The sequence below is a fragment of the Pseudomonas sp. TE36184 genome, assembly GCF_054060055.1.
Map to the genome: position 1 here is coordinate 36,229 of NZ_JBSSCU010000001.1, position 24,675 is coordinate 60,903.

Sequence of the window (24,675 nt, forward strand, 5' to 3'; positions counted from 1 at the left end):
CGATGAGAGCTTTTACCCAACACACTGGTCTTGTCGCGCCGTTGGACCGTGCCAACGTGGACACTGACCAGATCATCCCCAAGCAGTTCTTGAAGTCGATCAAACGCACCGGTTTCGGCCCCAACCTGTTCGACGAGTGGCGCTACCTGGACGTGGGCTACGCCTACCAGGACAACTCCAAGCGCCCGCTGAACAAGGACTTCGTGCTCAACGCCGAACGTTACCAGGGCGCCAGCGTGCTGCTGGCGCGGGAAAACTTCGGCTGCGGCTCCAGCCGCGAACACGCGCCGTGGGCCCTGGAAGAATATGGCTTTCGCAGCATCATCGCGCCGAGCTACGCCGACATCTTCTTCAACAACAGCTTCAAGAACGGCTTGCTGCCGATCATCTTGAGCGATGCCGAAGTGGATGAGCTGTTCAAGCAAGTGGAAGCCAACCCCGGCTACGAACTGACCGTCGACCTCGCCGCGCAGACCGTGACCCGTCCGGACGGCAAGGTGTACCACTTTGAAGTGGATGCCTTCCGCAAGCACTGCCTGCTCAACGGCCTGGACGACATCGGCCTGACCTTGCAGGACGGTGATGCGATTGCCGCGTTTGAAACCAGGCACCGGGCCAGCCAGCCGTGGTTGTTTCGCGACGCTTGATGTGATGTAGGCAGGACCGCCGCCATCGGGAGCAAGCTCCCTCCCACATTTGAACGTGTTCACACATCAACATGTGGGAGGGGGCTTGCCCCCGATGGGGTCAGTGTTAACCACACAAAACCCAGGAAACTCACCATGACCAAAGCCGCCCACACCCAAGTCGTGCAAAAACAATTCGGCGAGCAGGCCTCGGCCTACCTGAGCAGTGCCGTACACGCCCAAGGCCCTGAATTCGCGCTGCTCCAGGCCGAACTGGCCGGGCACGGCGCTGCGCGACTGCTGGATCTGGGCTGCGGCGCCGGTCATGTCAGTTTCCATGTGGCGCCGCTGGTAAAAGAAGTGGTGGCCTACGACCTGTCGCAGCAGATGCTCGACGTGGTCGCCGCCGCTGCCGCAGACCGTGGCCTGGGCAATATCCGCACGGTCCACGGCGCCGCTGAGCGCTTGCCGTTCGCCGATGGCGAATTCGACTTCGTGTTCAGCCGCTATTCGGCGCACCATTGGAGCGACCTCGGCCTGGCCCTGCGCGAAGTGCGCCGGGTGCTCAAGCCGGGTGGCGTGGCGGCGTTTGTCGATGTCTTGTCACCGGGCAGCCCGCTGTTGGACACTTACCTGCAAACCGTCGAAGTGCTGCGCGACACCAGCCACGTGCGCGATTACTCCGCCGCCGAATGGATGCGCCAGCTCAGCGAAGCCGGTCTGCATGTGCGCAACAGCAGCCGCCAGCGCCTGCGCCTGGAATACACCTCGTGGGTCGAGCGCATGCGTACACCAGCGCCTTTGCGTGCGGCGATCCTTGAGCTGCAACAGGCAATGGGCCAGGAAGTCCGCGATTATTACGAAATTCAAGCCGACGGCACCTTCAGCACCGACGTGCTGGTGGTTTGGGCCGAACGCTGAGTATTTTTTCCGACCTGCCCCAGGGCGGGTCGCATGATGAAATGAGGAACGCATGAGCAAGCAGATTCTGATTCTCCCAGGCGACGGTATTGGTCCGGAAATCATGGCCGAAGCGGTCAAAGTCCTGGAACTGGCCAACACCAAGTACAACCTGGGCTTCGAGTTGAGCCACGACGTGATCGGCGGCGCTGCCATCGACAAGCACGGCGTGCCCCTGGCCGACGAGACCCTGGACCGCGCCCGTGCGGCCGACGCCGTGTTGCTCGGCGCCGTGGGTGGCCCGAAATGGGACAAGATCGAGCGTGACATCCGCCCTGAGCGCGGCCTGCTGAAGATCCGCGCGCAACTGGGCCTGTTCGGCAACCTGCGCCCGGCAATCCTCTACCCGCAACTGGCCGACGCGTCGAGCCTCAAGCCGGAAGTGGTGGCGGGCCTGGATATCCTGATCGTGCGCGAGCTGACCGGCGGTATCTACTTCGGCTCGCCGCGCGGTGTGCGCGAACTGCCGAATGGCGAGCGCCAGGCCTACGACACCCTGCCGTACAGCGAGAGCGAAATCCGCCGTATCGCCCGGGTCGGTTTCGACATGGCCCGCGTGCGTAGCAAGAAGATCTGCTCGGTCGATAAGGCCAACGTCCTGGCCTCCAGCCAGCTGTGGCGCGAAATCGTCGAAGAAGTCGCCAAGGACTACCCGGACGTCGAACTCAGCCACATGTACGTCGACAACGCCGCCATGCAACTGGTGCGCGCGCCGAAGCAGTTCGACGTGATCGTCACCGACAACCTGTTCGGCGACATCCTGTCCGACCAGGCGTCGATGCTCACCGGTTCCATCGGCATGCTGCCGTCGGCGTCCCTGGACACTAACAACAAGGGCATGTACGAGCCGTGCCACGGTTCGGCGCCAGACATCGCAGGCCTTGGCATCGCCAACCCGCTGGCGACCATTTTGTCGGTGTCGATGATGCTGCGTTACAGCTTCAACCTGGGCGACGCGGCGGATGCCATCGAGAAGGCCGTGAGCCTGGTGTTGGACCAGGGCTTGCGCACCGGAGACATCTGGTCGCAGGGTTGCACCAAAGTCGGTACGCAAGAAATGGGCGACGCAGTAGTCGCCGCGTTGCGGAATCTGTAATCTCTCGGGCCCGCTTGCAGTTGTTGCTGCAAGTCGGCCCACTTTTTAACAAGGTGTAGTTGCGATGAAACGTGTAGGTCTGATCGGTTGGCGCGGTATGGTCGGTTCCGTGCTCATGCAGCGGATGCTGGAAGAGCAGGATTTCGATCTTATTGAGCCGGTGTTTTTCACCACTTCGAACGTGGGTGGCCAAGGGCCGTCCGTGGGCAAGGATATTGCGCCGCTCAAGGACGCCTACAGCATTGAAGAGCTGAAAACCCTCGATGTGATTCTGACCTGCCAGGGCGGCGACTACACCAGCGAAGTGTTCCCCAAGCTGCGCGAAGCCGGCTGGCAGGGTTACTGGATCGATGCTGCGTCCAGCCTGCGCATGCAGGACGATGCGGTGATCGTGCTCGACCCGGTCAACCGCAAGGTCATCGACCAGCAACTCGACGCTGGCACCAAGAACTATATCGGCGGCAACTGCACCGTCAGCCTGATGCTGATGGGCCTGGGCGGCTTGTTCGAAGCCGGCCTGGTCGAGTGGATGAGCGCCATGACTTATCAGGCGGCGTCCGGCGCCGGCGCGCAGAACATGCGCGAACTGATCAAGCAGATGGGCGCGACCCACGCGGCGGTCGCCGATCAACTGGCCGACCCGGCCAGCGCGATCCTCGACATCGACCGCCGTGTGGCCGAGGCCATGCGCAGCGACGCCTACCCGACCGAGAACTTCGGCGTGCCGTTGGCCGGTAGCCTGATCCCGTGGATCGACAAGGAACTGCCGAACGGGCAGAGCCGTGAAGAGTGGAAGGCCCAGGCCGAGACCAACAAGATCCTCGGTCGCTTCAAGAGCCCGATCCCGGTGGACGGCATCTGCGTGCGTATCGGCGCCATGCGCTGCCACAGCCAGGCGCTGACCATCAAGCTGAACAAAGACGTGCCGATCGCCGATATCGAAGGGCTGATCAGCCAGCACAACCCTTGGGTCAAGCTGGTGCCGAACAGCCGCGAAATCAGCATGCAGGAGCTGAGCCCGACCAAGGTTACCGGCACCCTGAATGTTCCGGTGGGGCGTCTGCGCAAGCTGAACATGGGCACCCAGTACCTGGGCGCGTTCACCGTCGGCGACCAGTTGCTGTGGGGCGCGGCCGAACCGCTGCGGCGCATGCTGCGGATTCTGCTGGAGCGTTGATCGCCTGAGGCACTAAGAAAAACCCGCGACTGGTGACAGGCGCGGGTTTTTTGTTGGCTTTCAGGAAGGCATCGGGAGCAAGTCGAATCGTCGCACCGCAAGGCCCAGCCCAATTGCCTCACCCCCCACCACCCGGTAAAGTGCCGCTCCCCCCGCAATGCCCGAGGCAGCTCCCATGACCCAGACCTTTGATATCGCCGTGATCGGCGCCACCGGCACCGTCGGTGAAACCCTGGTGCAGATCCTCGAAGAGCTGGCTTTCCCGGTGGGCACCCTGTACCTGCTGGCGGGCAGCAACTCCGCGGGCGCGTCGGTGCCGTTCCGTGGCAAGAACGTGCGCGTGCGGGAAGTCGATGAGTTTGACTTCAGCAAGGCGCAACTGGCGTTTTTCGCCGCCGGCCCGGCGGTGACCCTGAGCTTCGCCCCACGCGCCACGGCGGCCGGCTGTTCGGTGATCGATTTGTCGGGCGCATTGCCGGCCGCGCAAGCGCCTCAGGTGGTGCCGGAAGCCAATGCCCATGTGCTGGATGGCTTGAAAAAGCCGTTCCAGCTCGGCAGCCCGAGCCCGTCCGCGACCAACCTCGCGGTGGTGCTGGCGCCGCTGCGTGGGATTCTGGATATCCAGCGTGTCAGCGTTACCGCCAATCTGGCGGTGTCTGCCCAGGGCCGTGAAGCGGTCAGCGAGCTGGCGCGCCAAACCGCCGAGTTGCTGAATGTGCGCCCGCTGGAGCCCAAGTTCTTTGATCGGCAGATGGCATTCAACCTGTTGGCACAAGTCGGCACGCCGGATGCCCAGGGTCATACAGCGCTGGAGAAACGTCTCGTACACGAACTGCGCGCGGTGCTGGAAACTCCTTTACTAAAGATTTCTGCGACTTGCGTTCAAGCCCCGGTGTTTTTTGGCGATAGCTTGACTGTGTCATTGCAATTGGGTTCGCCGGTCGACCTTGCCGCCGTCAACCGTGCGCTCGACGCCGCAGCGGGTATCGAGCGGGTGGAGGAGGGGGATTACCCGACAGCCGTGGGTGATGCCGTCGGCCAGGATGTAGTCTACGTCGGACGAGTGCGTGCGGGGGTGGACGATCCGGCGGAACTAAATCTGTGGTTGACGTCAGATAACGTGCGTAAAGGCGCCGCGCTGAATGCGGTGCAGCTGGCGCAGTTGTTGATAAAAGGCCTTGTGTAAAAGATACTTGGCGGCAATTTGTAGATTGATTCTAACCAGGCGCTATGCTTGGCCCCAAGCAGGAACAGTTGCGTGTCGGTGACCTATCGGCTCGCCGTGCCTTATGGCAACGGTTACCAACCTTCTCGCAGGCCGGGGAGTGTTCAAACAAAGGATGAGGCTATGGTTCAAGTTCGCAAACTGGTGTTAGCAATAGCGGCCGCCTCGGCGCTGTCCTCCGGTATGGCGCAGGCGCTGCAGCTGGGGGAGATGACCCTCAAGTCGAAGTTGAACCAGCCGTTGTCGGTGGAAATCGAATTGCTCGACGTCGGCGGCCTCACGGCCTCCGAGATCACCCCGAGCCTGGCGTCGTCCCAGGCGTTTGTCGATGCCGGCGTCGATCGCCAGGCGTTCCTCAATGACCTGACGTTCACCCCGGTGATCAACCCGGCCGGGCGCAGTGTGGTGCGTGTCACGTCCAGCAAGCCGCTGCCTGATGCCTACGTGCGGTTCCTGCTGCAAGTGCAATGGCCCAATGGCCGCTTGATGCGTGACTACAGCGTGCTGCTCGACCCGGCCAAGTTCGACCAGTCGACGCCGACCAACAGCGCAGCCACGCCGCGTTTGAGCGCGCCCGCGTTGAGCGTGCCGGCCCAGCACACCACCACGGCCCGTGACACGCTGTGGGAAATCGCCGAGAAGCACCGTAATGGCGCTTCTGTGCAGCAGACCATGCTGGCGATCCAGGCACTCAACCCTGACGCTTTTATCGGCGGCAACATCAACCGTCTGAAAACCGGCCATGTGCTGCGCCTGCCGGATACCGTACAAAGCACGGCGTTACCGCAGCCCAAGGCCATTGCCGAAGTGACCGCGCAGAACGTCGCCTGGCGCCAGGGCCGCCGTGCCGCGCCCCACCAGACGGCCGGTAAGCAACAACTGGACGCCACCAAGCGCACCCAGGCTGGTAATGCGCCGGCGAGCACCAACGCCAAGGACAACTTGAGTCTGGTTTCGGCCGACTCCGCCAAGAAGGGCGCGAAGGGCAAGGCGGGTGATGGCCAGGCCCTGAGCGACAAGCTGGCGATGGCCCGGGAACAGCTCGACACCACACGCCGTGACAACGAAGAACTGAAAAGTCGCGCCGCAGACCTGCAGAGCCAATTGGACAAGCTGCAAAAGCTGATCCAACTGAAAAACGATCAACTGGCCAGGTTGCAGGCTGAAAAAGGCGCCCCGGCAACCCCGGCGACTGCGGTCATGCCCGCGCAGTTGGCAGGTGAGCCGCCGGCCGCTGCAGTCGCGCCCGCTGAGCCGGCCGCCACCGCGACCCCGGTGGCCGAGCCGATCAAGCCCGACGCCGTGCCTGCGACCAGCGAAGACAAATTCAACGAACTGCTGACCAACCCGATTGTGCTTGGCGTCATCGGCGGCGCGGCCGGCGTGGTGGCGTTGTTGCTCCTGTTGCTGTGGGCGCGTCATCGCAATGCCCGTCGCGCAGAAGAAAAGCACCTGCGCATGGCGCGGGCCCTGTCCGAAGAGCCGGAATTCGCTTCGAACATCGACCTTGATCTGCCACCGGACAGCTTCGCTGGCCTGGAAGTACCGGCACCGAACGTGACGTTGACCGCCGCGCCTGCGCCTGCGCCGGCACCTGTGGTCGCGCCGGCAGCGGCACCAAGCGCGGCCTCGGTGCTTGCGCCACTGGCTGGCGCCGTAGCGCCGGAAAACACCAATGATGCGCTGGTCCAGGCCCAATCCCATATCGACCGCGGTCACTTGAACCAGGCGGCCGATGTGCTGGAACAAGCCATCAAGTACGAACCCAAGCGCAGCGACCTGCGCTTGAAGCTGATGGAAGTCTACGGCCTGCAGAACGACAAGGACGGTTTTGTCGTCCAGGAGCGTCAGTTGGTGGCCAATGGTGAAAACCATGCCCAGGTCGAGCAGCTCAAGTCGCGCTTCCCGGCCATGGCCGTGTTGGCGGCGGGAGTGAGTGCCGCCGTGGCCGCCGCCGCGATGGACGCTCAATACGTCAAGGATCTGCTGGAAGACAAGCCGGCCGCCGCGCCGCAAGCGACGGCAGAAGCGGAGCCGTTCGATACTGATTTCGATCTGAGTCTGGACGAGCTGGAGGCGGCTTCGCCAGCGGCGTTGGACAAGACCGATCAGCAGACCTTCGAAGCGCTGCTGCAGCAACAGACCGATGCCAAGCCGAGCCCGGAAGATCTGTCGGACTTTGACCTCGACCTGCAACTGGACCCGCCGGCGTCCCAGTCCGATGACGACTTCCTTTCGGGGCTTGAAGATCAGATGAAGGACGTGTCGCCGGTCGAACCGCCGACCCTGACCCCGGCCGCCCTGGACGACCTCGACCTGCCGGAAGACTTCGACCTGTCCCTGGCTGACGAGCCGGACGCCCCGGCGGCCAAACCCGATGCGTTCGCCTCGGAGCTGGATGACGTCAACGCCGAGCTCGATCGTCTGTCCCAGAGCCTGGAAAACCCGCCGATCGAGCCGTCCTTCACCGCCGAAGATGCGGCGCTGGGCGGTGACGAACCGGAGGTCGACTTCCTCTCCGGCACCGATGAGGTCGCAACCAAGCTGGATTTGGCCCAGGCCTATATCGACATGGGCGATACGGACGGCGCGCGGGATATCCTTTCCGAAGTGCTGACCGAGGGCGATGAAACCCAGCGCGGCGAGGCCAAGGAAATGCTTGGCCGACTGGTGTAATCGCCACGGGATGACCCAGACGGCGGCCTTCGGGCCGCCGTTTTGCATTGCCGGTACCAAACACATGGCGTCTGGGGCGCAGCGCCTTATAATGCCCGCCTTTGCGCAACTCATCAGGCTCTCAGTTCTTGGCAAATATAGATAACCCGGCTGCCGAAATGGCGGCTGCAGGCTTTTACCGCATCGCCCTGGGCGTGGAATACAAAGGTTCGCGCTATTGCGGCTGGCAGCGCCAGGCGTCCGGCGTGCTGACGGTGCAGGAAACCCTGGAAAAGGCCCTGTCCAGAGTCGCCGACTCGCCGGTATCGCTGATGTGCGCCGGGCGTACCGACGCCGGCGTCCACGCCTGCGGCCAGGTGGTTCACTTCGACACCCAGGCCGAGCGCTCGATGAAAGCGTGGGTGATGGGCGCTAATATCAATTTGCCCCATGACGTCAGTGTCAGTTGGGCCAAGGTCATGCCGGCGCACTTTCATGCGCGCTTCAAGGCGATCGCCCGGCGTTACCGCTATGTGATCTACAACGATCAGATCCGCCCGGCGCACCTCAACGAAGAAATCACCTGGAACCACCGCCCGCTGGATGCCGAGCGCATGGCCGAAGCCGCGCAGCATCTGGTTGGCGTCCACGATTTCAGCGCGTTCCGTGCCGGCCAGTGCCAGGCCAAGTCACCGATCAAGGAAGTCCATCACTTGCGGGTGACGCGTCACGGCAAGATGATCGTGCTGGATATCCGCGCCGGAGCGTTCCTGCACCATATGGTGCGCAACATTGCCGGTGTGTTGATGACCATCGGCACCGGCGAGCGCCCGGTGGAGTGGGCCAGGGAAGTACTGGAAAGCCGTATTCGGCGGACCGGCGGCGTCACGGCGCATCCGTTTGGCCTGTATCTGGTGGAAGTGGAGTACCGCGACGAGTTCGAGCTGCCGCAGCGCTTCATCGGGCCACACTTCCTCACAGGTTTCAGCGAACTTGGCGGCTGACGCCCGGAAAAGCTTTTGTTACCATCCGGGACTTTCTCGGTTCAACCCCTGAGGTTTCCACGACATGTCAGCCGTTCGCAGCAAGATTTGTGGGATTACCCGCATAGAAGACGCGCTGGCGGCAGTCGAAGCGGGGGCGGATGCCATCGGTTTCGTGTTTTATGCCAAGAGCCCGCGGGCGGTGAATGTGCTGCAGGCGCGGGCGATCATCGCCGCACTGCCGCCGTTCGTGACCACCGTGGGCTTGTTCGTCAATGCCAGCCGCTGCGAACTCAACGAAACCCTGGATGCCGTGCAACTGGACATGTTGCAGTTTCACGGCGATGAAAGCCCTGACGAATGCGAAAGCTACCAGCGTCCGTATATCAAGGCGTTGAGAGTCAAGGCCGGGGATGACATCGCCAGCGCTTGCGCCGCCTACACCGGCGCGCGCGGGATACTGCTGGACACCTACGTCGAAGGCGTACCCGGCGGCACCGGCGAAGCCTTCGATTGGTCGCTGATCCCCGAGGGGTTGAGCAAACCGATCATCCTGGCCGGCGGGCTTACCCCCGCCAATGTCGCGGCGGCGATCGAGCAGGTCCGGCCGTATGCTGTGGATGTCAGCGGTGGGGTAGAGCAGGGCAAGGGCATCAAGGACCACGGCAAGATTCGCGCATTCATGCAGGCTGTGCGCAACAGCGATGGCGTGATGTGACGGCTGGCAGTCTGCCGCCGTCCATAACTACCACTGTGTAAAACAGCCCGGTGCCACCTGCGGGAGGCCCGGAAATGAAGTGGCAACCCTGCACGGGCAGGTTGTCTGGAAGGCTGAGGAAACATGCGGGAAATGGCTGGTCGAACGTCTGACCCCGTCCTGCATGTGTCATCGCCACATATGAATTTAGCTCAAGGGCATACGCGGGGCTGTGTTCAAGCCACCGGTACTGGAGAAAGAAAGCATGAGCAACTGGTTAGTAGACAAACTGATCCCTTCGATCATGCGTTCCGAGGTGAAAAAAAGCTCGGTTCCTGAAGGTCTGTGGCACAAATGCCCATCCTGCGACGCGGTGTTGTACCGCCCGGAGCTGGAAAAGACCCTGGACGTTTGCCCTAAGTGCAACCACCACATGCGTATCGGCGCTCGCGCGCGCATCGACATTTTCCTCGACGCCGACGGCCGTAACGAGCTGGGCGCGGACCTCGAGCCGGTTGACCGCCTCAAGTTCCGTGACGGCAAGAAGTACAAGGACCGCCTGACCGCTGCACAGAAGCAGACCGGTGAGAAAGACGCGCTGATTTCGGTCAGCGGCAAGCTGCTGGGCATGCCGGTCGTGGTGTCGGCGTTTGAGTTCTCCTTCATGGGCGGTTCCATGGGTGCCATCGTCGGCGAGCGTTTCGTGCGCGCCGCCAACTACGCCCTGGAAAACCGCTGCCCGATGATCTGCTTCGCAGCCTCCGGTGGTGCGCGCATGCAGGAAGCCCTGATCTCCCTGATGCAAATGGCCAAGACCTCCGCGGTGCTGGCGCGTCTGCGGGAAGAGGGCATTCCGTTCATCTCCGTGCTGACCGATCCGGTGTACGGCGGTGTTTCCGCCAGCCTGGCGATGCTGGGCGACGTGATCGTCGGCGAGCCCAAGGCCCTGATCGGCTTTGCCGGCCCGCGTGTGATCGAGCAGACCGTTCGCGAAAAACTGCCGGAAGGCTTCCAGCGCAGCGAATTCCTGCTGGAGCACGGTGCGATCGACATGATCATCGCCCGTGGCGAGTTGCGTCCACGCCTGGGTAGCCTGCTCGCGCAAATGATGGGCCTGCCGACGCCGGTCTACATCGCGCCGAAGGTTGAGCCGATCGTCGTGCCACCGGTGCCTGCAAACCTATGACCCAACGTACCCTGGGCGAATGGCTCGCCTACCTTGAGCAGTTGCATCCGTCCGCCATCGACATGGGCCTGGAGCGCTCGCAACAGGTAGCGGCCCGCCTCGGGTTGGGCCGCCCGGCGCCGCGAGTGATCACGGTGACGGGGACCAACGGCAAGGGCTCGACCTGTGCCTTTGTCGCAGCGCTGCTGCAGGCCCAAGGCCTGAAGGTCGGCGTGTACAGCTCGCCGCACCTGCTGCGCTACAACGAGCGGGTGCAACTCAATGGTGTGGAAGCCACTGACGAGCAGCTCTGCGAAGCCTTCGCCGCGCTCGATGCCGGGCGCGGTGAGATTTCCCTGACGTACTTCGAGATGGGCACTCTGGCGGCGTTCTGGCTGTTCGAACGGGCGCGCCTGGACGTGGTCGTGCTTGAAGTGGGCCTGGGCGGGCGCCTGGATACGGTCAACGTGGTGGATGCCGACCTGGCGCTGGTCACCAGCATCGGTGTCGACCATGTCGACTACCTGGGCGATACCCGTGAATCCGTGGCCTATGAAAAGGCCGGCATCTTCCGCCAGGGCAAGCCTGCGCTGTGCGGTGACCTGGACCCGCCGCAGACGTTGCTCGACCGGGTGCGGGAGCTGGATTGCCCATTCTTCCTGCGCGGGCGTGAGTTCAATCTTGAGGTCGGTGCTGAGCATTGGCAGTGGCGCGGGCGTGATGCGCGCGGCCAGCTCGTGGCGTTGCATGACCTGCCGCTGCTGAACCTGCCGATGGAAAACGCCGCGCTCGCCCTGCAAGCCTATCTGCTATTGGATCTGCCGTGGAATCCTGCGCAGATTGCTCGTACATTGCTGGCGACGCGGATTGTCGGGCGTCTCGATCGCCGTGCCTTCGATTGGCAGGGCAAGCGCCTGAACCTGCTGCTGGATGTGGGGCACAACCCCCACGCCGCCGAATACCTCGCGCAACGCCTGTCGCGTATAGCGCCGGTCGGTCGCCGCCTGGCGGTGTTCGGCTTGCTGGCCGACAAGGATCTGGAGGGCGTAGTGACGCCGTTGCTGGGGAATGTCCAGGCCTGGGCCGTGGCGCCCCTGGACACGCCGCGTAGCCGTCCGGCCGCCGAGCTTGAGGCGGCCTTGCAGAACCTTGGTGCGCGCGTGGCGTCGTATGCAAGTGTCACTGCGGCCCTTGAAGCGCAGTGTGCGGTTGCCACGCCCGAGGATGAGATTCTGTTGTTCGGGTCATTTTATTGTGTTGCCGAGGCGCTCGAATGGTTGGCCCGGCGCTCCACGGAGGAAGCTGCACATGGCATTACTGGATAGCGCATACAAGCAGCGGATGGTCGGTGCCCTGGTGCTGGTGGCCTTGGCGGTGATTTTCCTGCCGATGCTGTTTTCCCGTCAGGACGAACAGCGCCAGGTGGTCGTTGAGGCCCCGGCAGCGCCCCAGGCGCCGGTCGTGCCTCAGGTGCAGGTTGAGCCAGTGGTGGTGCCTGAGCCGCAGGCATTGCCTGAAGAAGAGCCGGTGCCGGCCGATGAGGAATTGGCCGCGCAGCCGGCCCCTTCGATGCCGGTGCAGCCGAGTGTGCCTGTGGTCAAGCCGGCGCCTGCCGTCGCTGCCAAGCCTGCCACGCCAGCGCCTGCCCCCAAGCCGGTCGTGCCGCAGCCTGCCGCGCCGGGCAAACCGGACGTGGGTCAGAGCCGCATCGACCCGAATGGCCTGCCGATCAGTTGGTCGATCCAGTTGGCCAGCCTGGCCAATCGCGAAAGCGCCGAGGCCTTGCAGAAAAAACTGCGCAGTCAGGGCTACAACGCTTACATCCGCAGCGCCGATGGCAAGAACCGCGTGTTTATCGGGCCGTTGATCGAGCGTGCCGAGGCGGACCGCCTGCGCGATTTGTTGGGGCGTCAGCAGAATCTCAACGGTTTTGTGGTGCGTTTCCAGCCTGAACGCGGCTGAGTTCACGCCGCTTTCAGCTTGGAATGCAGTCAAGTGTGGGAGGGGGCTTGCCCCCGATGGCGGTCGATCAGTATCGGTTGTGCTGACTGACCCACCGCCATCGGAAGCCAGCCCCCTCCCACTTTGGTTTTGTGCGGGCCTTGAAATGCGCTTAACTCGTCACAAACTATTGTTTTGCAAAGCACCCGCAATCACAGCTTACCGATAGCCCGGCGCTCTGCTAAAATGCGCCGCCTTATCCGTCTGTAGGCTGCACCGTGCCATTTACCTGGGTTGATTGGGCGATCGTCGCAATCGTCGCCATCTCCGCTTTGATCAGTCTAAGCCGCGGCTTCGTAAAAGAAGCACTGTCGTTGCTGACCTGGATCATTGCAGGAGTCGTCGCCTGGATGTTCGGCGGTTCGCTGTCGGTCTACTTGAGCGGGTACATCGAGACACCTTCGGCTCGCGTCATCGCGGGCTGCGCCATCATGTTCATCGCCACGCTGCTGGTGGGAGCAATGGTCAATTATCTTATTGGCGAGTTGATACGTGTCACCGGCCTCTCCGGGACCGATCGATTTCTCGGCATGGCCTTCGGCGCTGCGCGTGGTGCGTTGCTGGTGGTCGTGGCGGTCGGGCTGTTGAGCCTGGGGCCAGTACAGCAGGATTCGTGGTGGCAGGAGTCGGTACTCGTGCCAAAATTTCTATTGGTTGCAGATTGGTCCAAGAACCTCATTTTGGGGTGGAGCAGTCAGTGGCTGGCCAGCGGGATCAGCGTACCCGCTGATCTTCCGTTCAAGGAGCACCTCTTACCGGCCAAAACGCCTCAGTAAGCAGTGTTCAGTCAAGATTCATTAAGTAGGGGTTGCGTCGCATGTGTGGCATCGTCGGTATCGTCGGTAAGTCGAACGTCAATCAGGCGCTGTATGACGCGCTAACCGTCCTCCAGCACCGCGGCCAGGACGCTGCCGGTATTGTGACCAGCCACGACGGCCGGTTATTCCTGCGCAAGGACAATGGTCTGGTACGTGACGTGTTCCATCAGCGTCACATGCAGCGCCTCGTCGGGCACATGGGCATTGGCCATGTGCGTTACCCGACTGCCGGTAGCTCGACCTCGGCCGAAGCTCAACCGTTTTACGTCAACTCGCCTTACGGCATCACCCTGGCGCATAACGGTAACCTGACCAACGTTGAACAGCTGGCCAAGGAGATTTACGAATCTGACCTGCGCCACGTCAACACCAACTCTGACTCGGAAGTGCTGCTCAACGTGTTCGCGCACGAGCTGGCCCAGCGCGGCAAGCTGCAGCCGACCGAAGAAGATGTGTTCGCCGCCGTCACCGACGTGCATAACCGTTGCGTCGGTGGTTACGCGGTAGTGGCGATGGTCACCGGTTATGGCATCGTCGGTTTCCGTGACCCGCACGGCATCCGCCCGATCGTGTTCGGTCAGCGTCACACCGATGAAGGCGTCGAGTACATGATCGCCTCCGAAAGCGTGTCCCTGGACGTGCTGGGCTTCACCCTGATCCGCGACCTGGCACCGGGCGAAGCGGTGTACATCACCGAAGATGGCAAGTTGCACACCCGCCAGTGCGCTGTTGCGCCGAAACTCACCCCGTGCATCTTCGAACACGTCTACCTGGCGCGTCCGGATTCGATCATCGACGGCGTTTCGGTGTACAAGGCGCGCCTGCGCATGGGCGAGAAGCTGGCCGACAAGATCCTGCGCGAGCGCCCTCAGCACGATATCGACGTGGTGATCCCGATCCCGGACACCAGCCGTACCGCTGCGCTGGAGCTGGCCAACCACTTGGGCGTCAAGTTCCGTGAAGGCTTCGTCAAGAACCGCTACATCGGCCGCACGTTCATCATGCCTGGCCAGGCGGCGCGCAAGAAGTCGGTACGCCAGAAGCTCAATGCCATCGAACTGGAATTCCGCGGCAAGAATGTGATGCTGGTGGATGACTCCATCGTGCGTGGCACCACCTGCAAGCAGATCATCCAGATGGCCCGCGAAGCTGGCGCGAAGAACGTGTACTTCTGCTCCGCCGCGCCTGCCGTGCGTTACCCGAACGTGTACGGCATCGACATGCCGAGCGCCCACGAGCTGATCGCCCACAACCGCACGACCCAGGACGTAGCCGATCTGATCGGCGCCGATTGGCTGATCTATCAGGACCTTTCCGACCTGATCGAAGCGGTCGGCGGTGGCAAGATCAAGATCGAGCAGTTCGACTGCGCGGTGTTCGACGGCAAATACGTGACCGGTGATGTCGATGAGGCTTACCTGAACAAGATCGAGCAGGCGCGTAACGACTCGTCGAAGATCAAGACCCAGGCGGTCAGTGCGATCATCGATCTGTACAACAATTGAGTGAACACCGGCCCTGAGGGGCCGGTTTTGTATCTTAAACAAAGCATTGAGTAAGGAGTCGCAGCATGAGTCAGGAATGGGATGCCGGTCGGTTGGACAGCGACCTCGATGGCGTAGCTTTCGATACCCTGGCTGTGCGCGCCGGTCAGCACCGCACGCCGGAAGGCGAGCACGGTGATCCGATGTTCTTCACCTCCAGCTATGTGTTCCGCACCGCTGCCGACGCCGCTGCGCGTTTTGCCGGTGAAGTGCCGGGCAACGTCTATTCCCGTTACACCAACCCGACCGTGCGCGCGTTCGAAGAGCGTATCGCCGCACTGGAAGGCGCTGAGCAGGCGGTCGCCACGGCGACCGGCATGGCGGCGATCCTGGCGGTGGTCATGAGCTTGTGCAGCGCCGGCGACCATGTGCTGGTGTCGCGCAGCGTGTTCGGTTCGACCATCAGCCTGTTTGAGAAGTATTTCAAGCGCTTCGGTATCGAAGTGGACTACGTGCCTTTGGCGGATCTTTCCGGCTGGGATGCGGCAATCAAAGCCAATACCAAGCTGCTGTTCGTCGAGTCGCCGTCCAACCCGCTGGCCGAGTTGGTAGACATCGCCGCGCTGTCGCAAGTCGCGCATGCCAAAGGCGCCATGCTGGTGGTCGACAACTGCTTCTGCACGCCGGCGTTGCAACAGCCGTTGAAGCTGGGTGCGGATGTTGTCGTGCATTCGGCGACCAAGTTCATCGACGGCCAAGGCCGTTGCATGGGTGGTGTGGTGGCGGGGCGTAGCGAGCAGATGAAAGAAGTGGTGGGTTTCCTGCGCACGGCCGGCCCGACCCTGAGCCCGTTCAATGCATGGATCTTCCTCAAGGGCCTGGAGACTCTCAGCCTGCGGATGAAAGCCCATTGTGCCAATGCCCAGGCCCTGGCCGAGTGGCTGGAGCAGCAGGACGGTATCGAGAAGGTTCACTACGCCGGCCTCAAGAGCCATCCGCAGCACGCATTGGCCCAGCGCCAGCAGCGCGGCTTCGGTGCGGTGGTGAGTTTTGAAGTGAAAGGCGGCAAAGAGGGCGCCTGGCGCTTTATCGACGCGACGCGCCTGATCTCGATCACCGCCAACCTGGGTGACAGCAAGACCACCATTACCCATCCCGGCACCACGTCCCACGGCCGCCTGGCGCCGCAGGAGCGGGAAGCGGCGGGTATTCGCGACAGCCTGATCCGTGTTGCGGTGGGGCTTGAAGACGTCGCTGACTTGCAGGCTGATCTGGCCCGTGGGCTGGCGGCCTTGTGATCGAGTGGTCCATGGAAGCGGCTGCGGGCGGTAACGGCCGCGTCGCGCTGGTGACGGGCGCTGCCCGGGGCATTGGCCTGGGGATCGCGGCGTGGCTGATCAGCGAAGGCTGGCAGGTGGTGTTGGCCGACCTGGACCGCGAGCGCGGCTCCAAGGTCTCCAAGGTGCTCGGCGAGAACGCCTGGTTTATCACCATGGACGTGGCTGACGAGAAGCAAGTCGCCCAGGGCGTCGCTGAAGTGCTTGGGCAGTTCGGGCGCCTGGATGCGTTGGTGTGCAATGCGGCGGTGGCCGACCCGCGCAATATCACCCTTGAAAGCCTTGACCTGGCCTCCTGGAATCGCGTGCTGGCGGTGAACCTCGGCGGCCCGATGCTGTTGGCCAAGCACTGTGCGCCGTACCTGCGCGCCCATGGCGGTGCGATCGTCAACCTGGCCTCGACCCGGGCTCGGCAGTCGGAGCCGGACACCGAAGCCTACGCGGCGAGCAAGGGCGGCGTGCTGGCCCTGACACACGCCTTGGCGATGAGCCTTGGCCCGGAAGTGCGGGTCAACGCCGTCAGCCCTGGCTGGATCGATGCGCGTGATCCGGCAGCCCGTCGCGCAGAGCCGCTGACCGACGCCGACCACGCCCAGCATCCGACGGGCAGGGTTGGCACGGTGGAGGACGTGGCGGCGCTGGTGGCATGGCTGCTGTCGCGCCAGGCCGGGTTCGTCACCGGCCAGGAGTTTGTGGTGGACGGCGGCATGAGCAAGAAGATGATTTACAGCGAGTAGGGTGGGTAGCCGTCTTGAAACTATTTTGTCTTTTTCAGAAAAACTTCAAGCAGGCTATTGACTTAGGTCCGCTATCTGCGTAAATTTCGCGGCCTCAACGAAGCAAAGGGTGATTAGCTCAGCTGGGAGAGCATCTGCCTTACAAGCAGAGGGTCGGCGGTTCGATCCCGTCATCACCCACCACTTCTTGAGAGTTTTGCCCTAGGGTAAGACGCAACGTTAAAGGTTGCACCGACGCGCAGCGGTAGTTCAGTCGGTTAGAATACCGGCCTGTCACGCCGGGGGTCGCGGGTTCGAGTCCCGTCCGCTGCGCCATATTTTCCAGGTTCGATTCGTCGGGCTTGAGGTTGAACAGCCAAGGCTGATCAGCCAGATGTTTAAAGACGGTCGAGGGTTTACGCTCGGCCGGTCAAGCGATACGCAGCGGTAGTTCAGTCGGTTAGAATACCGGCCTGTCACGCCGGGGGTCGCGGGTTCGAGTCCCGTCCGCTGCGCCATATCTGCTTCAAGGCCCACTGAACGCCTTGCAGCACAAAGAAAGCCGTTGGCTGCCTTTGACCCGATAGCAAAGACCCTGGTCGAAAGACCGGGGTTTTTTGTGTCTGCGATTCAGCATTGATCAGCGCGTGTCGGCAAGCTACCTCAGCCTCTGTGGACGCAAGCTTGCCTGTGATGGCGTCGGCTGAGTGCGCCGTGCCAGCATCCCAGGCAAGCCTTCCCATCAGAACCCCAGCTTATCCCGTAGCCCGTAATACCAGGCGCCCATCGCGGCAAACGGCGTGCGCAACAGTTGCCCGCCGGGGAACGGGTAGTGCGGCAGGTCGGCAAACGCGTCAAAACGCTCTGCCTGGCCTCGAAGGGCCTCTGCCAGTACCTTGCCCGCCAGGTGCGTGTACGTCACGCCGTGGCCGCTGCAGCCTTGGGAGTAATAGATGTTGTCGCCCAGGCGACCGACTTGCGGCAAGCGCGACAGGGTCAGCAGGAAATTGCCGGTCCAGGCGTAGTCAATCTTCACATCCTTGAGCTGCGGGAAGGCCTTGAGCATCTTCGGGCGGATGATTGCTTCGATATTGGCCGGGTCCCGCGCGCCATAGACCACGCCACCGCCGAAGATCAGGCGTTTGTCACTGGTCAGGCGGTAGTAGTCGAGCAGGTAGTTGCAATCTTCGACGCAGTAGTCCTGTGGCAATAGCGTTTTGGCCAGCTCGTCCCCCAGCGGTGCGGTGGTGATCACCTGCGTGCCGCACGGCATCGATTTGGCCGCCAATTCCGGCACCAGGTTCCCCAGGTAGGCATTGCCGGCGACGATGATGAACTTCGCCCTGACCTTGCCCTCGGCGGTGTGTACCACTGGGTTGGCGCCGCGCTCGATGCGCAATGCGGCTGACTGCTCATAAATCGTGCCGCCGAGGGACTCTACGGCTGCTGCTTCGCCCAGCGCCAGGTTGAGCGGGTGGATATGTCCGCCGCTCATGTCCAGCAGGCCGCCGACGTAATTGTCACAGGCCACCACCTCGCGGATGCGCCGCTCGTCCAGCAACTCCAGCTGCGTATGGCCATAACGCTCCCACAAGCGCTTCTGCGACTCCAGGTGACCCATGTGCTTGCTGTTCAGCGCGGCGAATACTCCACCGTCCTTCAGATCGCACTGAATCTGGTACTTGGCGATCCGCTCACGAATGATCCTGCCGCCCTCGAACGCCATCTGTCCCAGCAACTGCGCCTGCTTCGGCCCGACGCTGCGCTCGATCACATCGATATCGCGGCTGTAGCTGTTGACGATCTGCCCGCCGTTGCGGCCAGACGCGCCAAACCCTACCTTGGCCGCCTCCAGGACTGTCACGCGAAAACCGTTCTCCAGCAGAAACAGCGCGCTGGAGAGCCCGGTGTAGCCAGCACCGATCACGCACACATCGGTTTCGACTTCACCTTGCAGCACTGGGCGAGGCGGAGCCGCATTCGCCGACGCGGCGTAATACGACTGGGGGTAGGGGGTGTTCGCCATCCTGGAACCTCTGTTTTATATTTTTTACGAGTGCCCCGATCCTACCTGAGTTGAAAATCGCCTGCCAGCCGCCCGAAAAATACGGGTGTACGGGCCGAAAATAAAAAATTCGCATATTCATAGGGTTAGCTGCAAAAAAGATGTTGACAGCCCTCCGGAATTCCGTAGAATGCCGCCTCACAGCAGGCACGTAGCTCAGTTGGTTAGAGCACCACCTTGACATGGTGGGGGTCGTTGGTTCGAGTCCAATCGCGCCTACCAAACAAAATCCGCTCTGCTGGGCGGTCTGGAAGGGCTCACCGAAAGGTGGGCCCTTTTTTGTTGCCTGAAATTTGCGCGCAGTTTCGCCACGCCCCGTTCGCGGCGGACGGTGAAGCGGGCGATCAGAAGAAAAGCTGAGCCACCGCTAGCAGACAGATGATCTGGACGAGCATCTGGCCGAGAATTTCGCCATTGAACGTTTCCATATGCGTTTGTCCGGCGTACATAGTGGCTAGCCTCTTTGTCGGCAATCTTGCCCTGAACGATGCACAGAACGTGCGGTTGCTTTGTTGAGTGTAGTGGCTGAATGAGAATCTTCACGCCGGGCCGACACAAGGCGATTGCTCACACGGTTTGTCGGTCTGCAGCAACAATTCTCCCGCCTTGGAAAAAACCACTCGAAACACGTCGCCCCGCCCTGGGCTCTGCCGCTGTAGCGCCGGGGATGCGTCGCGTGAGCGCTGTTGGCGTTTACAAGCGTCGAGGTGATCCGTAGATTGCCTCGAGTCTATTTTTGTCGTCGCCTGCGAGGAAGCCACACCGTGCCCATCCCCGGTTCAGCCGTATTTGCCCAGCGTTATCGCGCCTTCCTGTTCGATATGGATGGCACCTTGCTCAACTCCATTGCGGCTGCCGAACGGGTGTGGAGTATCTGGGCTGAACGTCATGGCCTGGATGTGGCGGCGTTCCTGACCACCATTCATGGCGCGCGGGCGATCGATACGATCAGGCGTCAGGCGTTGCCTGGGGTCGATCCTGAGGCTGAGGCGCAATGGATCACCGAGGCCGAGCTGAATGATGTCGAGGGTGTGGTGGCGATTCCCGGTGCTGTTGCGTTCTTGAATGATGTGCCCAGCGATCAATGGGCGTTGGTGACGTCCGCCCCCAGGGAGTTGGCGCTACGGCGCCTACAGGCGGCGGGCATCAGTCCGCCGGCGGTGTGGGTGACGGCCGAGGATGTCGCCAACGGCAAGCCGGATCCCGCCTGCTATAGGCTGGGTGCGCAACGTCTGGGTGTCGCGGCCCAGGACTGCCTGGTATTCGAAGATGCGACGGTGGGGATCCGAGCGGGGGAGGCGGCGGGCGCGGATGTGATGGTCGTGACCTCGACGCACCTGACACCCATGGTGACTGCGCATGCCTGGATCGACGGGTATGAGCAGTTTCAGGTGCGGCGCGACGCTGAAGGCCTGCTGCGCGTCGAGCGCCGAATGGAGTGAGAGGAGCAGGGCGCGCGTTCTATCGGCCGTGGCCTTCTTCACACGTGCCTGGGGCGCCGGGCGTGTGCAAAGGATAATTTTTCACGCCCTGGCGCGACAGCACCATCTCTCTGAGTATCTCATTGGCAAGTCGGGCAATCGCTTCTTCGCCGCGATAGTGTGCGCGCACGATGCCGGTGATTGCGAAGTGGTCGGTGTTCGGGCCGCTGAGAATGGCTGAGAGGGTGCCGTCAGCATGTAATGTGCAGACGACCTTATAGCTGGGCAAGCGCGATGCCAGTGCAGATTCGATTTGGGATTTGCTCAGGGTGTCCATCTGCTTCAACGCCTTTCAGCCGACCGTGCAAGGCCAAGCATAGGTGCTGCTGCAGGGCTGTAAATACCGGCGATCTGATAGCCAGGCATCAGCCGTCAGTGGGTAGTTCTCCGGTGTTCGCCGGGAGCTGCGCGCTGGCACATTTTGCGCTGGACGGTTTTCTGGATCGGCTTGAGGCAGAACACAAACAGGTAGCCGCCGAGCAACAGCGTCAAGTCCAGCCATGACGGTACATCGGTGACGTAGATGTCTTTGATTTCGAACCTCAAGCCGCATTCCAATCCTGCAAAGACGAGCCCGATGAACAGGGCGATCATCCAGGAACGGGCGGCAAAAGGTCGCTTCGTGCTAGGCCTCATCGATGTGCTCCTGAGTGCACTCGTATGGCGGAAGAGGTTCTCACGAGGTTCGGCTGCAAATCATGTAACAAGTTCCGGGCGTAATGACAGTTTCATCTTTTTAGCGACGATGAAAGGGCCGGATACGCTGAACGCGAAAAGAACGCGAGCAGGCCAATAGGGTTTTCGCCAGCCGTGACCGTGAACGAAAAGGCTGGCTACTGAAGGCGCTTCAAGGCGTCTGGTTTTTGTCCGGCGCCGTCAGGCCGGCCTGGATGCGCTGGTAGATTTCCTCGCGATGCACGGCAACATCCTTCGGTGCATTGATGCCGATTCGTACTTGCTGGCCGCTGACGCCCAGGATGGTGATCGTAATGTCATCACCGATGTTTATGCTTTCACCAACTTTACGGGTGAGTATCAGCATGGACTTCTCCTTGATTACTTTTAAGGACACATGTTTCAGACAGGGCAGGTGTCGGATGTGTGTAGCTTACTGCTAAGCGCTTCCCTGTGACTGCCTCTTTTAGGACGCATAGAGGCGACATTAATTCCCATGGCGTCATCATACAGGTCTGCGATACATGATTCGCATTGTTTAACCCAACGTTTATGACGGCCAGAATAGACAGTGGATGATAAAGTTGCCTCTTTATCCTTAAAGGAGCAGGGCAGTGCGTAAAGTAGCGATGGCAATGGCGGTGTTGGCATTGGCCGGTTGCGGTGAAGGCAAGCGTGTCGAAGAGCCCAGGGCCAAGCCCGCCGTGACTGAAAGCCAGCCGCAAACCGGTGCGATTGCCGCTCAGGAGTGGGACCTGCGCGTGGGTCCGCCGGATCACAAGCTGCAGGCGATCACCGACCTGACCGCCTGGTTGCTGGAGCATGGTTTCAATTTTTATATCGTGAAGGAAGACGGCAAGGATGTGGTGCTGTTGGGGCCATTCCAAACCAGGGCCGAGGCTGAAGCCAAACAGGCCTTGCTGACGGAAAAACTTGCCCGTGCCAAGAAAAACGACACCGAGTCGCAGATCATCGAACACAAGGTCGCGCAGTAACCGGCCGATTGGGCGGGAAAATACCGATTTTTCCCGCTCGGTTTCAGTTGCAGGCTTTCAGATTCACCGGGCCGACGAACTCGTTGCCGCGCCCCATCACGCAGGCTACCGTCTGATTGCGTTGGCGCTCCCAGGTCTGCACCGGATAGGTCTTGTTCCAGGCTTCGTACAGTTGGCGATCCTGTTTCGACAGGCGCAAGCCGTATTGTTTACTCATGTAAAAATACGTCCGTGCGATCATCCCGCGAATGGACGGACGCGGCATGACCTTCTTGGCCTTGAAGTCGACCTGGGTCAGGCATGAACCGTACTGCCCGCTTTGCACCGGCAGCCAGCCAAAACTGAAGTTGTTCCGGTCGCCATTGACCTCGCCGATGCTCGGCACGAGGTTGTGCAGGTCGGCTTCGGCACGTTTGAACACGTCGTCATACCGCGTACAGTTCTTGCGCCCGCCATTCTGCCAGCACTGGCGCTGATGCCCGATCTGCCAGGCCGGCACGATATGTTCCCACTCGATGCGCGCGGCGCGGCTGGCGTTTTTGCGTGGGATGTAGCCGCAGGCTTTCAGGTCTACGCGGTTGCCCGTGTATTTGCAGCCGCAATAGAACTCGGTGGATTGTGGTGCGTAGAGTTTCCAGGCGATTTTCTTGGCTTCGCTGAACGTTCGGGGCGCTTGGGCGTGGGCGGCGACGGCAAAAAACAGGCACAAAAACACAGCAGTAAAACGGACACTCATTGAATCAATCTTCCTTCGGCACAACCCAGAAAATCTGCACGCCACCGTCGTCCCGGTAGGCGAGTGTGACGTTGTCGTTCTCCGCAATTTCCTCCAGCAGACGTTGCCATTCGTCCTCCGGTTCATCCGGCAGGCGGAAGATCAAGGCTGCCTTGGCTTTCTGGGCGTTGGTCGAATTGATGATCTTTTGCACACGAAGGGCCAGGCGTTCGTAAGCATCAGGCGGGGTTGGCGCTGCGGAAGAGGACTTTGCCACGGAGTATTCCTTAGTAAGCTGTACGTGCATACAGTATTTAACTGTAGGCGATTTCGCAACTGCTTAAAATTCAACAAGCTCGTCTGACAGTGATTCAAGCGAATTGATGTAGGGCGGGGAGATATGTAGCGAGGGTTTTGCGGGGAAGCAGGGGCGGGCGAATCCGCCCCTGCACAGGTGTTACCAGGAATCAGTATTCCCAGAACATCCGTTGCAGCTCTTTGCTGTCCTGGGTCTTGGTCAGGCCAACCATTGCCAGAATCCGCGCTTTCTGTGGGTTCAGGTCGTGGGCAGCCACCCAGTCGTACTTGTCGTCAGGCTGTTCGGCGTTGCGCAGCACGAAACCGCCGGCATTCACGTGGGACGAGCGAATGATCTGCACGCCTTGCTTGCGCAGTTCCTGCAGGGCCGGGACGACCTTGGAGGACACCGAACCGTTGCCGGTGCCTGCAAAGATGATGGCTTTGGCGCCGGCCTGGGCCAGGGCTTTGGCGGCAGTGTCGCTTACGTTGCCGTAGCCGTAGGCAATTTCGACGTCGGGCAGGCTCTTGATGGTCTTGATGTCGAACTCGGAGTCCATGGTGTGACGCTTGGCCGGCAGGCGGAACCAGTAGGATTTGCCTTCAACCACCATGCCCAACGGGCCCCATGGGCTCTTGAACGCTTCGGTCTTGATGTTGACCATCTTGCTCACGTCGCGACCCGACTGGATCTCGTCGTTCATGGTCACCAGCACGCCCTTGCCGCGGGCATCCTTGCTGCCGGCGACGGCGACGGCGTTGTACAGGTTGAGCATGCCGTCTGCCGACATGGCGGTACCTGGGCGCATCGAGCCGACAACAATGATGGGTTTGTCGGTTTTTTCCACCAGGTTCAGGAAGTAAGCGGTTTCTTCCAGGGTATCGGTGCCGTGGGTGATCACGATGCCGTCGACGTCCTTGCTGTCAGCCAGTTCGGCGACGCGGCGACCCAATTGCAGCAGGTTTTCGTTATTGATGCTTTCGGAGGCAATTTGCATGACTTGCTCGCCGCGCACATTGGCGATCTGGCTAAGCTCGGGAACACCGGCGATCAATTGCTCGATGCCGACTTTGGCTGCCTGGTAGGTGGCGCTGTTAGCGGTGCTGGCGCCAGCGCCGGCAATGGTGCCGCCGGTGGCGAGGATCACCACGTTGGAGAGTTTGGCTTTGGTTTCGACTTCTTTTGCCTGAGCGGCAACGGGGAACAGCAGCAGGAGGGCGAGTGCGCCCGGAACAAAGGTCTTCAGTGCAGATTTCATTATTTTTCTCTCTGGTTTTTGATGAGTGCGGTAGCAAGTTCATCTAGAGCGCTCGGGCGGTTCTGAACGCCTCGAGGTGCAGGAAGGGAGCAGGATTTGTACCAGCCTGAACACTTCCGTGTTTATTGTCTAAAGTATTGATTTAAAACAAATTAAATTTATCTTTAAGACGGTTTGTCCATGCACTTGTCCGGCTTTCCGAACAAAGCGTGGCTGTTGCGTTCGGTTGTCCGAAAATAATGACGGGA

Annotated in this window: 24 protein-coding genes and 4 tRNA genes; 21 read left to right on the forward strand and 7 right to left on the reverse strand. The window is 61.4% G+C overall.

What is annotated here, in order from left to right:
* The first annotated feature begins 2 nt into the window (after nucleotides 1-2).
* The 18 genes from leuD (at nucleotide 3) to ACVWZP_RS00265 (ending at nucleotide 17,458) form a co-directional block, all read left to right on the forward strand.
* On the forward strand, nucleotides 3-647 hold the full coding sequence (gene leuD / locus ACVWZP_RS00180; RefSeq protein WP_026140124.1) for a 3-isopropylmalate dehydratase small subunit: 645 nt from the start codon (nucleotides 3-5) through the stop codon (nucleotides 645-647).
* Between the two features lie 135 nt (nucleotides 648-782).
* Nucleotides 783-1,547, forward strand: coding sequence for a class I SAM-dependent methyltransferase (locus tag ACVWZP_RS00185; protein ID WP_128192433.1), 765 nt, complete (start codon nucleotides 783-785; stop codon nucleotides 1,545-1,547).
* Between the two features lie 52 nt (nucleotides 1,548-1,599).
* Entirely contained in the window at nucleotides 1,600-2,682 is a 1,083-nt protein-coding gene (gene leuB / locus ACVWZP_RS00190) for a 3-isopropylmalate dehydrogenase (RefSeq protein ID WP_017847702.1), read from the forward strand.
* Between the two features lie 64 nt (nucleotides 2,683-2,746).
* The gene (asd, locus tag ACVWZP_RS00195; RefSeq protein WP_017847701.1) at nucleotides 2,747-3,859 is read left to right on the forward strand and encodes an aspartate-semialdehyde dehydrogenase; all 1,113 of its coding nucleotides are present in this window, start codon (nucleotides 2,747-2,749) and stop codon (nucleotides 3,857-3,859) included.
* A 175-nt stretch (nucleotides 3,860-4,034) separates the two neighbouring features.
* Nucleotides 4,035-5,045 carry an aspartate-semialdehyde dehydrogenase gene (locus ACVWZP_RS00200; RefSeq protein WP_057005685.1) on the forward strand — a complete coding sequence of 337 codons (1,011 nt, stop codon included), beginning with the start codon at nucleotides 4,035-4,037 and terminating at the stop codon, nucleotides 5,043-5,045.
* Nucleotides 5,046-5,207: 162 nt separating this feature from the next.
* On the forward strand, nucleotides 5,208-7,760 hold the full coding sequence (locus tag ACVWZP_RS00205; RefSeq protein ID WP_057005684.1) for a FimV/HubP family polar landmark protein: 2,553 nt from the start codon (nucleotides 5,208-5,210) through the stop codon (nucleotides 7,758-7,760).
* A 158-nt stretch (nucleotides 7,761-7,918) separates the two neighbouring features.
* A complete protein-coding gene (gene truA, locus ACVWZP_RS00210; protein WP_046382638.1) occupies nucleotides 7,919-8,743 on the forward strand; it encodes a tRNA pseudouridine(38-40) synthase TruA in 825 nt (274 codons plus the stop codon).
* 64 nt (nucleotides 8,744-8,807) lie between these two features.
* The gene (locus tag ACVWZP_RS00215; RefSeq protein WP_126589558.1) at nucleotides 8,808-9,440 is read left to right on the forward strand and encodes a phosphoribosylanthranilate isomerase; all 633 of its coding nucleotides are present in this window, start codon (nucleotides 8,808-8,810) and stop codon (nucleotides 9,438-9,440) included.
* Nucleotides 9,441-9,684: 244 nt separating this feature from the next.
* The gene (gene accD / locus ACVWZP_RS00220; protein ID WP_046382640.1) at nucleotides 9,685-10,605 is read left to right on the forward strand and encodes an acetyl-CoA carboxylase, carboxyltransferase subunit beta; all 921 of its coding nucleotides are present in this window, start codon (nucleotides 9,685-9,687) and stop codon (nucleotides 10,603-10,605) included.
* Nucleotides 10,602-11,909 carry a bifunctional tetrahydrofolate synthase/dihydrofolate synthase gene (folC, locus tag ACVWZP_RS00225; protein WP_057005682.1) on the forward strand — a complete coding sequence of 436 codons (1,308 nt, stop codon included), beginning with the start codon at nucleotides 10,602-10,604 and terminating at the stop codon, nucleotides 11,907-11,909. Before accD ends, folC begins: the two co-directional genes overlap by 4 nt.
* Entirely contained in the window at nucleotides 11,893-12,546 is a 654-nt protein-coding gene (locus ACVWZP_RS00230) for an SPOR domain-containing protein (protein ID WP_169864893.1), read from the forward strand. The genes folC and ACVWZP_RS00230 overlap by 17 nt, the downstream gene beginning before the upstream one ends.
* Before the next feature lie 257 nt (nucleotides 12,547-12,803).
* Nucleotides 12,804-13,361: a CvpA family protein gene (locus ACVWZP_RS00235; protein ID WP_026140123.1), complete on the forward strand. Its 558-nt coding sequence runs from the start codon at nucleotides 12,804-12,806 to the stop codon at nucleotides 13,359-13,361.
* Nucleotides 13,362-13,402: 41 nt separating this feature from the next.
* The gene (purF, locus tag ACVWZP_RS00240) at nucleotides 13,403-14,908 is read left to right on the forward strand and encodes an amidophosphoribosyltransferase (protein ID WP_017847690.1); all 1,506 of its coding nucleotides are present in this window, start codon (nucleotides 13,403-13,405) and stop codon (nucleotides 14,906-14,908) included.
* 65 nt (nucleotides 14,909-14,973) lie between these two features.
* Nucleotides 14,974-16,185, forward strand: a complete 1,212-nt coding sequence (locus ACVWZP_RS00245; protein WP_017847689.1) for an O-succinylhomoserine sulfhydrylase — start codon at nucleotides 14,974-14,976, stop codon at nucleotides 16,183-16,185.
* 11 nt (nucleotides 16,186-16,196) lie between these two features.
* Nucleotides 16,197-16,961, forward strand: coding sequence for an SDR family oxidoreductase (locus tag ACVWZP_RS00250; protein ID WP_457369266.1), 765 nt, complete (start codon nucleotides 16,197-16,199; stop codon nucleotides 16,959-16,961).
* Between the two features lie 107 nt (nucleotides 16,962-17,068).
* Nucleotides 17,069-17,144 (forward strand) — tRNA-Val (locus ACVWZP_RS00255).
* A 55-nt stretch (nucleotides 17,145-17,199) separates the two neighbouring features.
* Nucleotides 17,200-17,276, forward strand: a tRNA-Asp gene (locus tag ACVWZP_RS00260).
* 105 nt (nucleotides 17,277-17,381) lie between these two features.
* Nucleotides 17,382-17,458 (forward strand) — tRNA-Asp (locus tag ACVWZP_RS00265).
* Nucleotides 17,459-17,682: 224 nt separating this feature from the next.
* On the opposite strand, the gene ACVWZP_RS00270 is transcribed toward ACVWZP_RS00265, so the two are convergent.
* Nucleotides 17,683-18,966: an NAD(P)/FAD-dependent oxidoreductase gene (locus tag ACVWZP_RS00270; protein ID WP_017847687.1), complete on the reverse strand. Its 1,284-nt coding sequence runs from the start codon at nucleotides 18,964-18,966 to the stop codon at nucleotides 17,683-17,685.
* A 184-nt stretch (nucleotides 18,967-19,150) separates the two neighbouring features.
* Here ACVWZP_RS00270 and ACVWZP_RS00275 point away from each other — a divergent pair.
* Together ACVWZP_RS00275 and ACVWZP_RS00280 are read left to right on the forward strand one after the other, a co-directional pair.
* A tRNA-Val gene (locus tag ACVWZP_RS00275) sits at nucleotides 19,151-19,227 on the forward strand.
* A 542-nt stretch (nucleotides 19,228-19,769) separates the two neighbouring features.
* Entirely contained in the window at nucleotides 19,770-20,447 is a 678-nt protein-coding gene (locus ACVWZP_RS00280) for an HAD family hydrolase (RefSeq protein WP_017847685.1), read from the forward strand.
* A gap of 19 nt (nucleotides 20,448-20,466) precedes the next feature.
* Here the strand turns inward: ACVWZP_RS00280 and ACVWZP_RS00285 are convergent, their stop codons facing one another.
* The 3 genes from ACVWZP_RS00285 to csrA all read right to left on the reverse strand — a co-directional run bounded on the left by ACVWZP_RS00285 (nucleotide 20,467) and on the right by csrA (nucleotide 21,528).
* Nucleotides 20,467-20,763, reverse strand: coding sequence for a hypothetical protein (locus ACVWZP_RS00285; RefSeq protein ID WP_017847684.1), 297 nt, complete (start codon nucleotides 20,761-20,763; stop codon nucleotides 20,467-20,469).
* Nucleotides 20,764-20,858: 95 nt separating this feature from the next.
* Nucleotides 20,859-21,122 (reverse strand): hypothetical protein, encoded by a 264-nt coding sequence (locus ACVWZP_RS00290; RefSeq protein ID WP_046382646.1) that lies wholly within the window; start codon nucleotides 21,120-21,122, stop codon nucleotides 20,859-20,861.
* A 211-nt stretch (nucleotides 21,123-21,333) separates the two neighbouring features.
* On the reverse strand, nucleotides 21,334-21,528 hold the full coding sequence (csrA, locus tag ACVWZP_RS00295) for a carbon storage regulator CsrA (protein WP_003192511.1): 195 nt from the start codon (nucleotides 21,526-21,528) through the stop codon (nucleotides 21,334-21,336).
* 247 nt (nucleotides 21,529-21,775) lie between these two features.
* Here csrA and ACVWZP_RS00300 point away from each other — a divergent pair, with 247 nt between their 5' ends.
* Entirely contained in the window at nucleotides 21,776-22,156 is a 381-nt protein-coding gene (locus ACVWZP_RS00300; RefSeq protein WP_026140121.1) for a hypothetical protein, read from the forward strand.
* A 43-nt stretch (nucleotides 22,157-22,199) separates the two neighbouring features.
* On the opposite strand, the gene ACVWZP_RS00305 is transcribed toward ACVWZP_RS00300, so the two are convergent.
* The 3 genes from ACVWZP_RS00305 to ACVWZP_RS00315 all read right to left on the reverse strand — a co-directional run bounded on the left by ACVWZP_RS00305 (nucleotide 22,200) and on the right by ACVWZP_RS00315 (nucleotide 24,427).
* Nucleotides 22,200-22,892: an endonuclease gene (locus ACVWZP_RS00305; protein ID WP_017847681.1), complete on the reverse strand. Its 693-nt coding sequence runs from the start codon at nucleotides 22,890-22,892 to the stop codon at nucleotides 22,200-22,202.
* A 4-nt stretch (nucleotides 22,893-22,896) separates the two neighbouring features.
* Complete coding sequence (locus tag ACVWZP_RS00310; protein WP_017847680.1) at nucleotides 22,897-23,148, reverse strand: DUF1654 domain-containing protein; 252 nt, start codon at nucleotides 23,146-23,148, stop codon at nucleotides 22,897-22,899.
* Nucleotides 23,149-23,338: 190 nt separating this feature from the next.
* Nucleotides 23,339-24,427, reverse strand: a complete 1,089-nt coding sequence (locus ACVWZP_RS00315) for an asparaginase (protein ID WP_017847679.1) — start codon at nucleotides 24,425-24,427, stop codon at nucleotides 23,339-23,341.
* Between the last annotated feature and the right edge of the window lie 248 nt (nucleotides 24,428-24,675).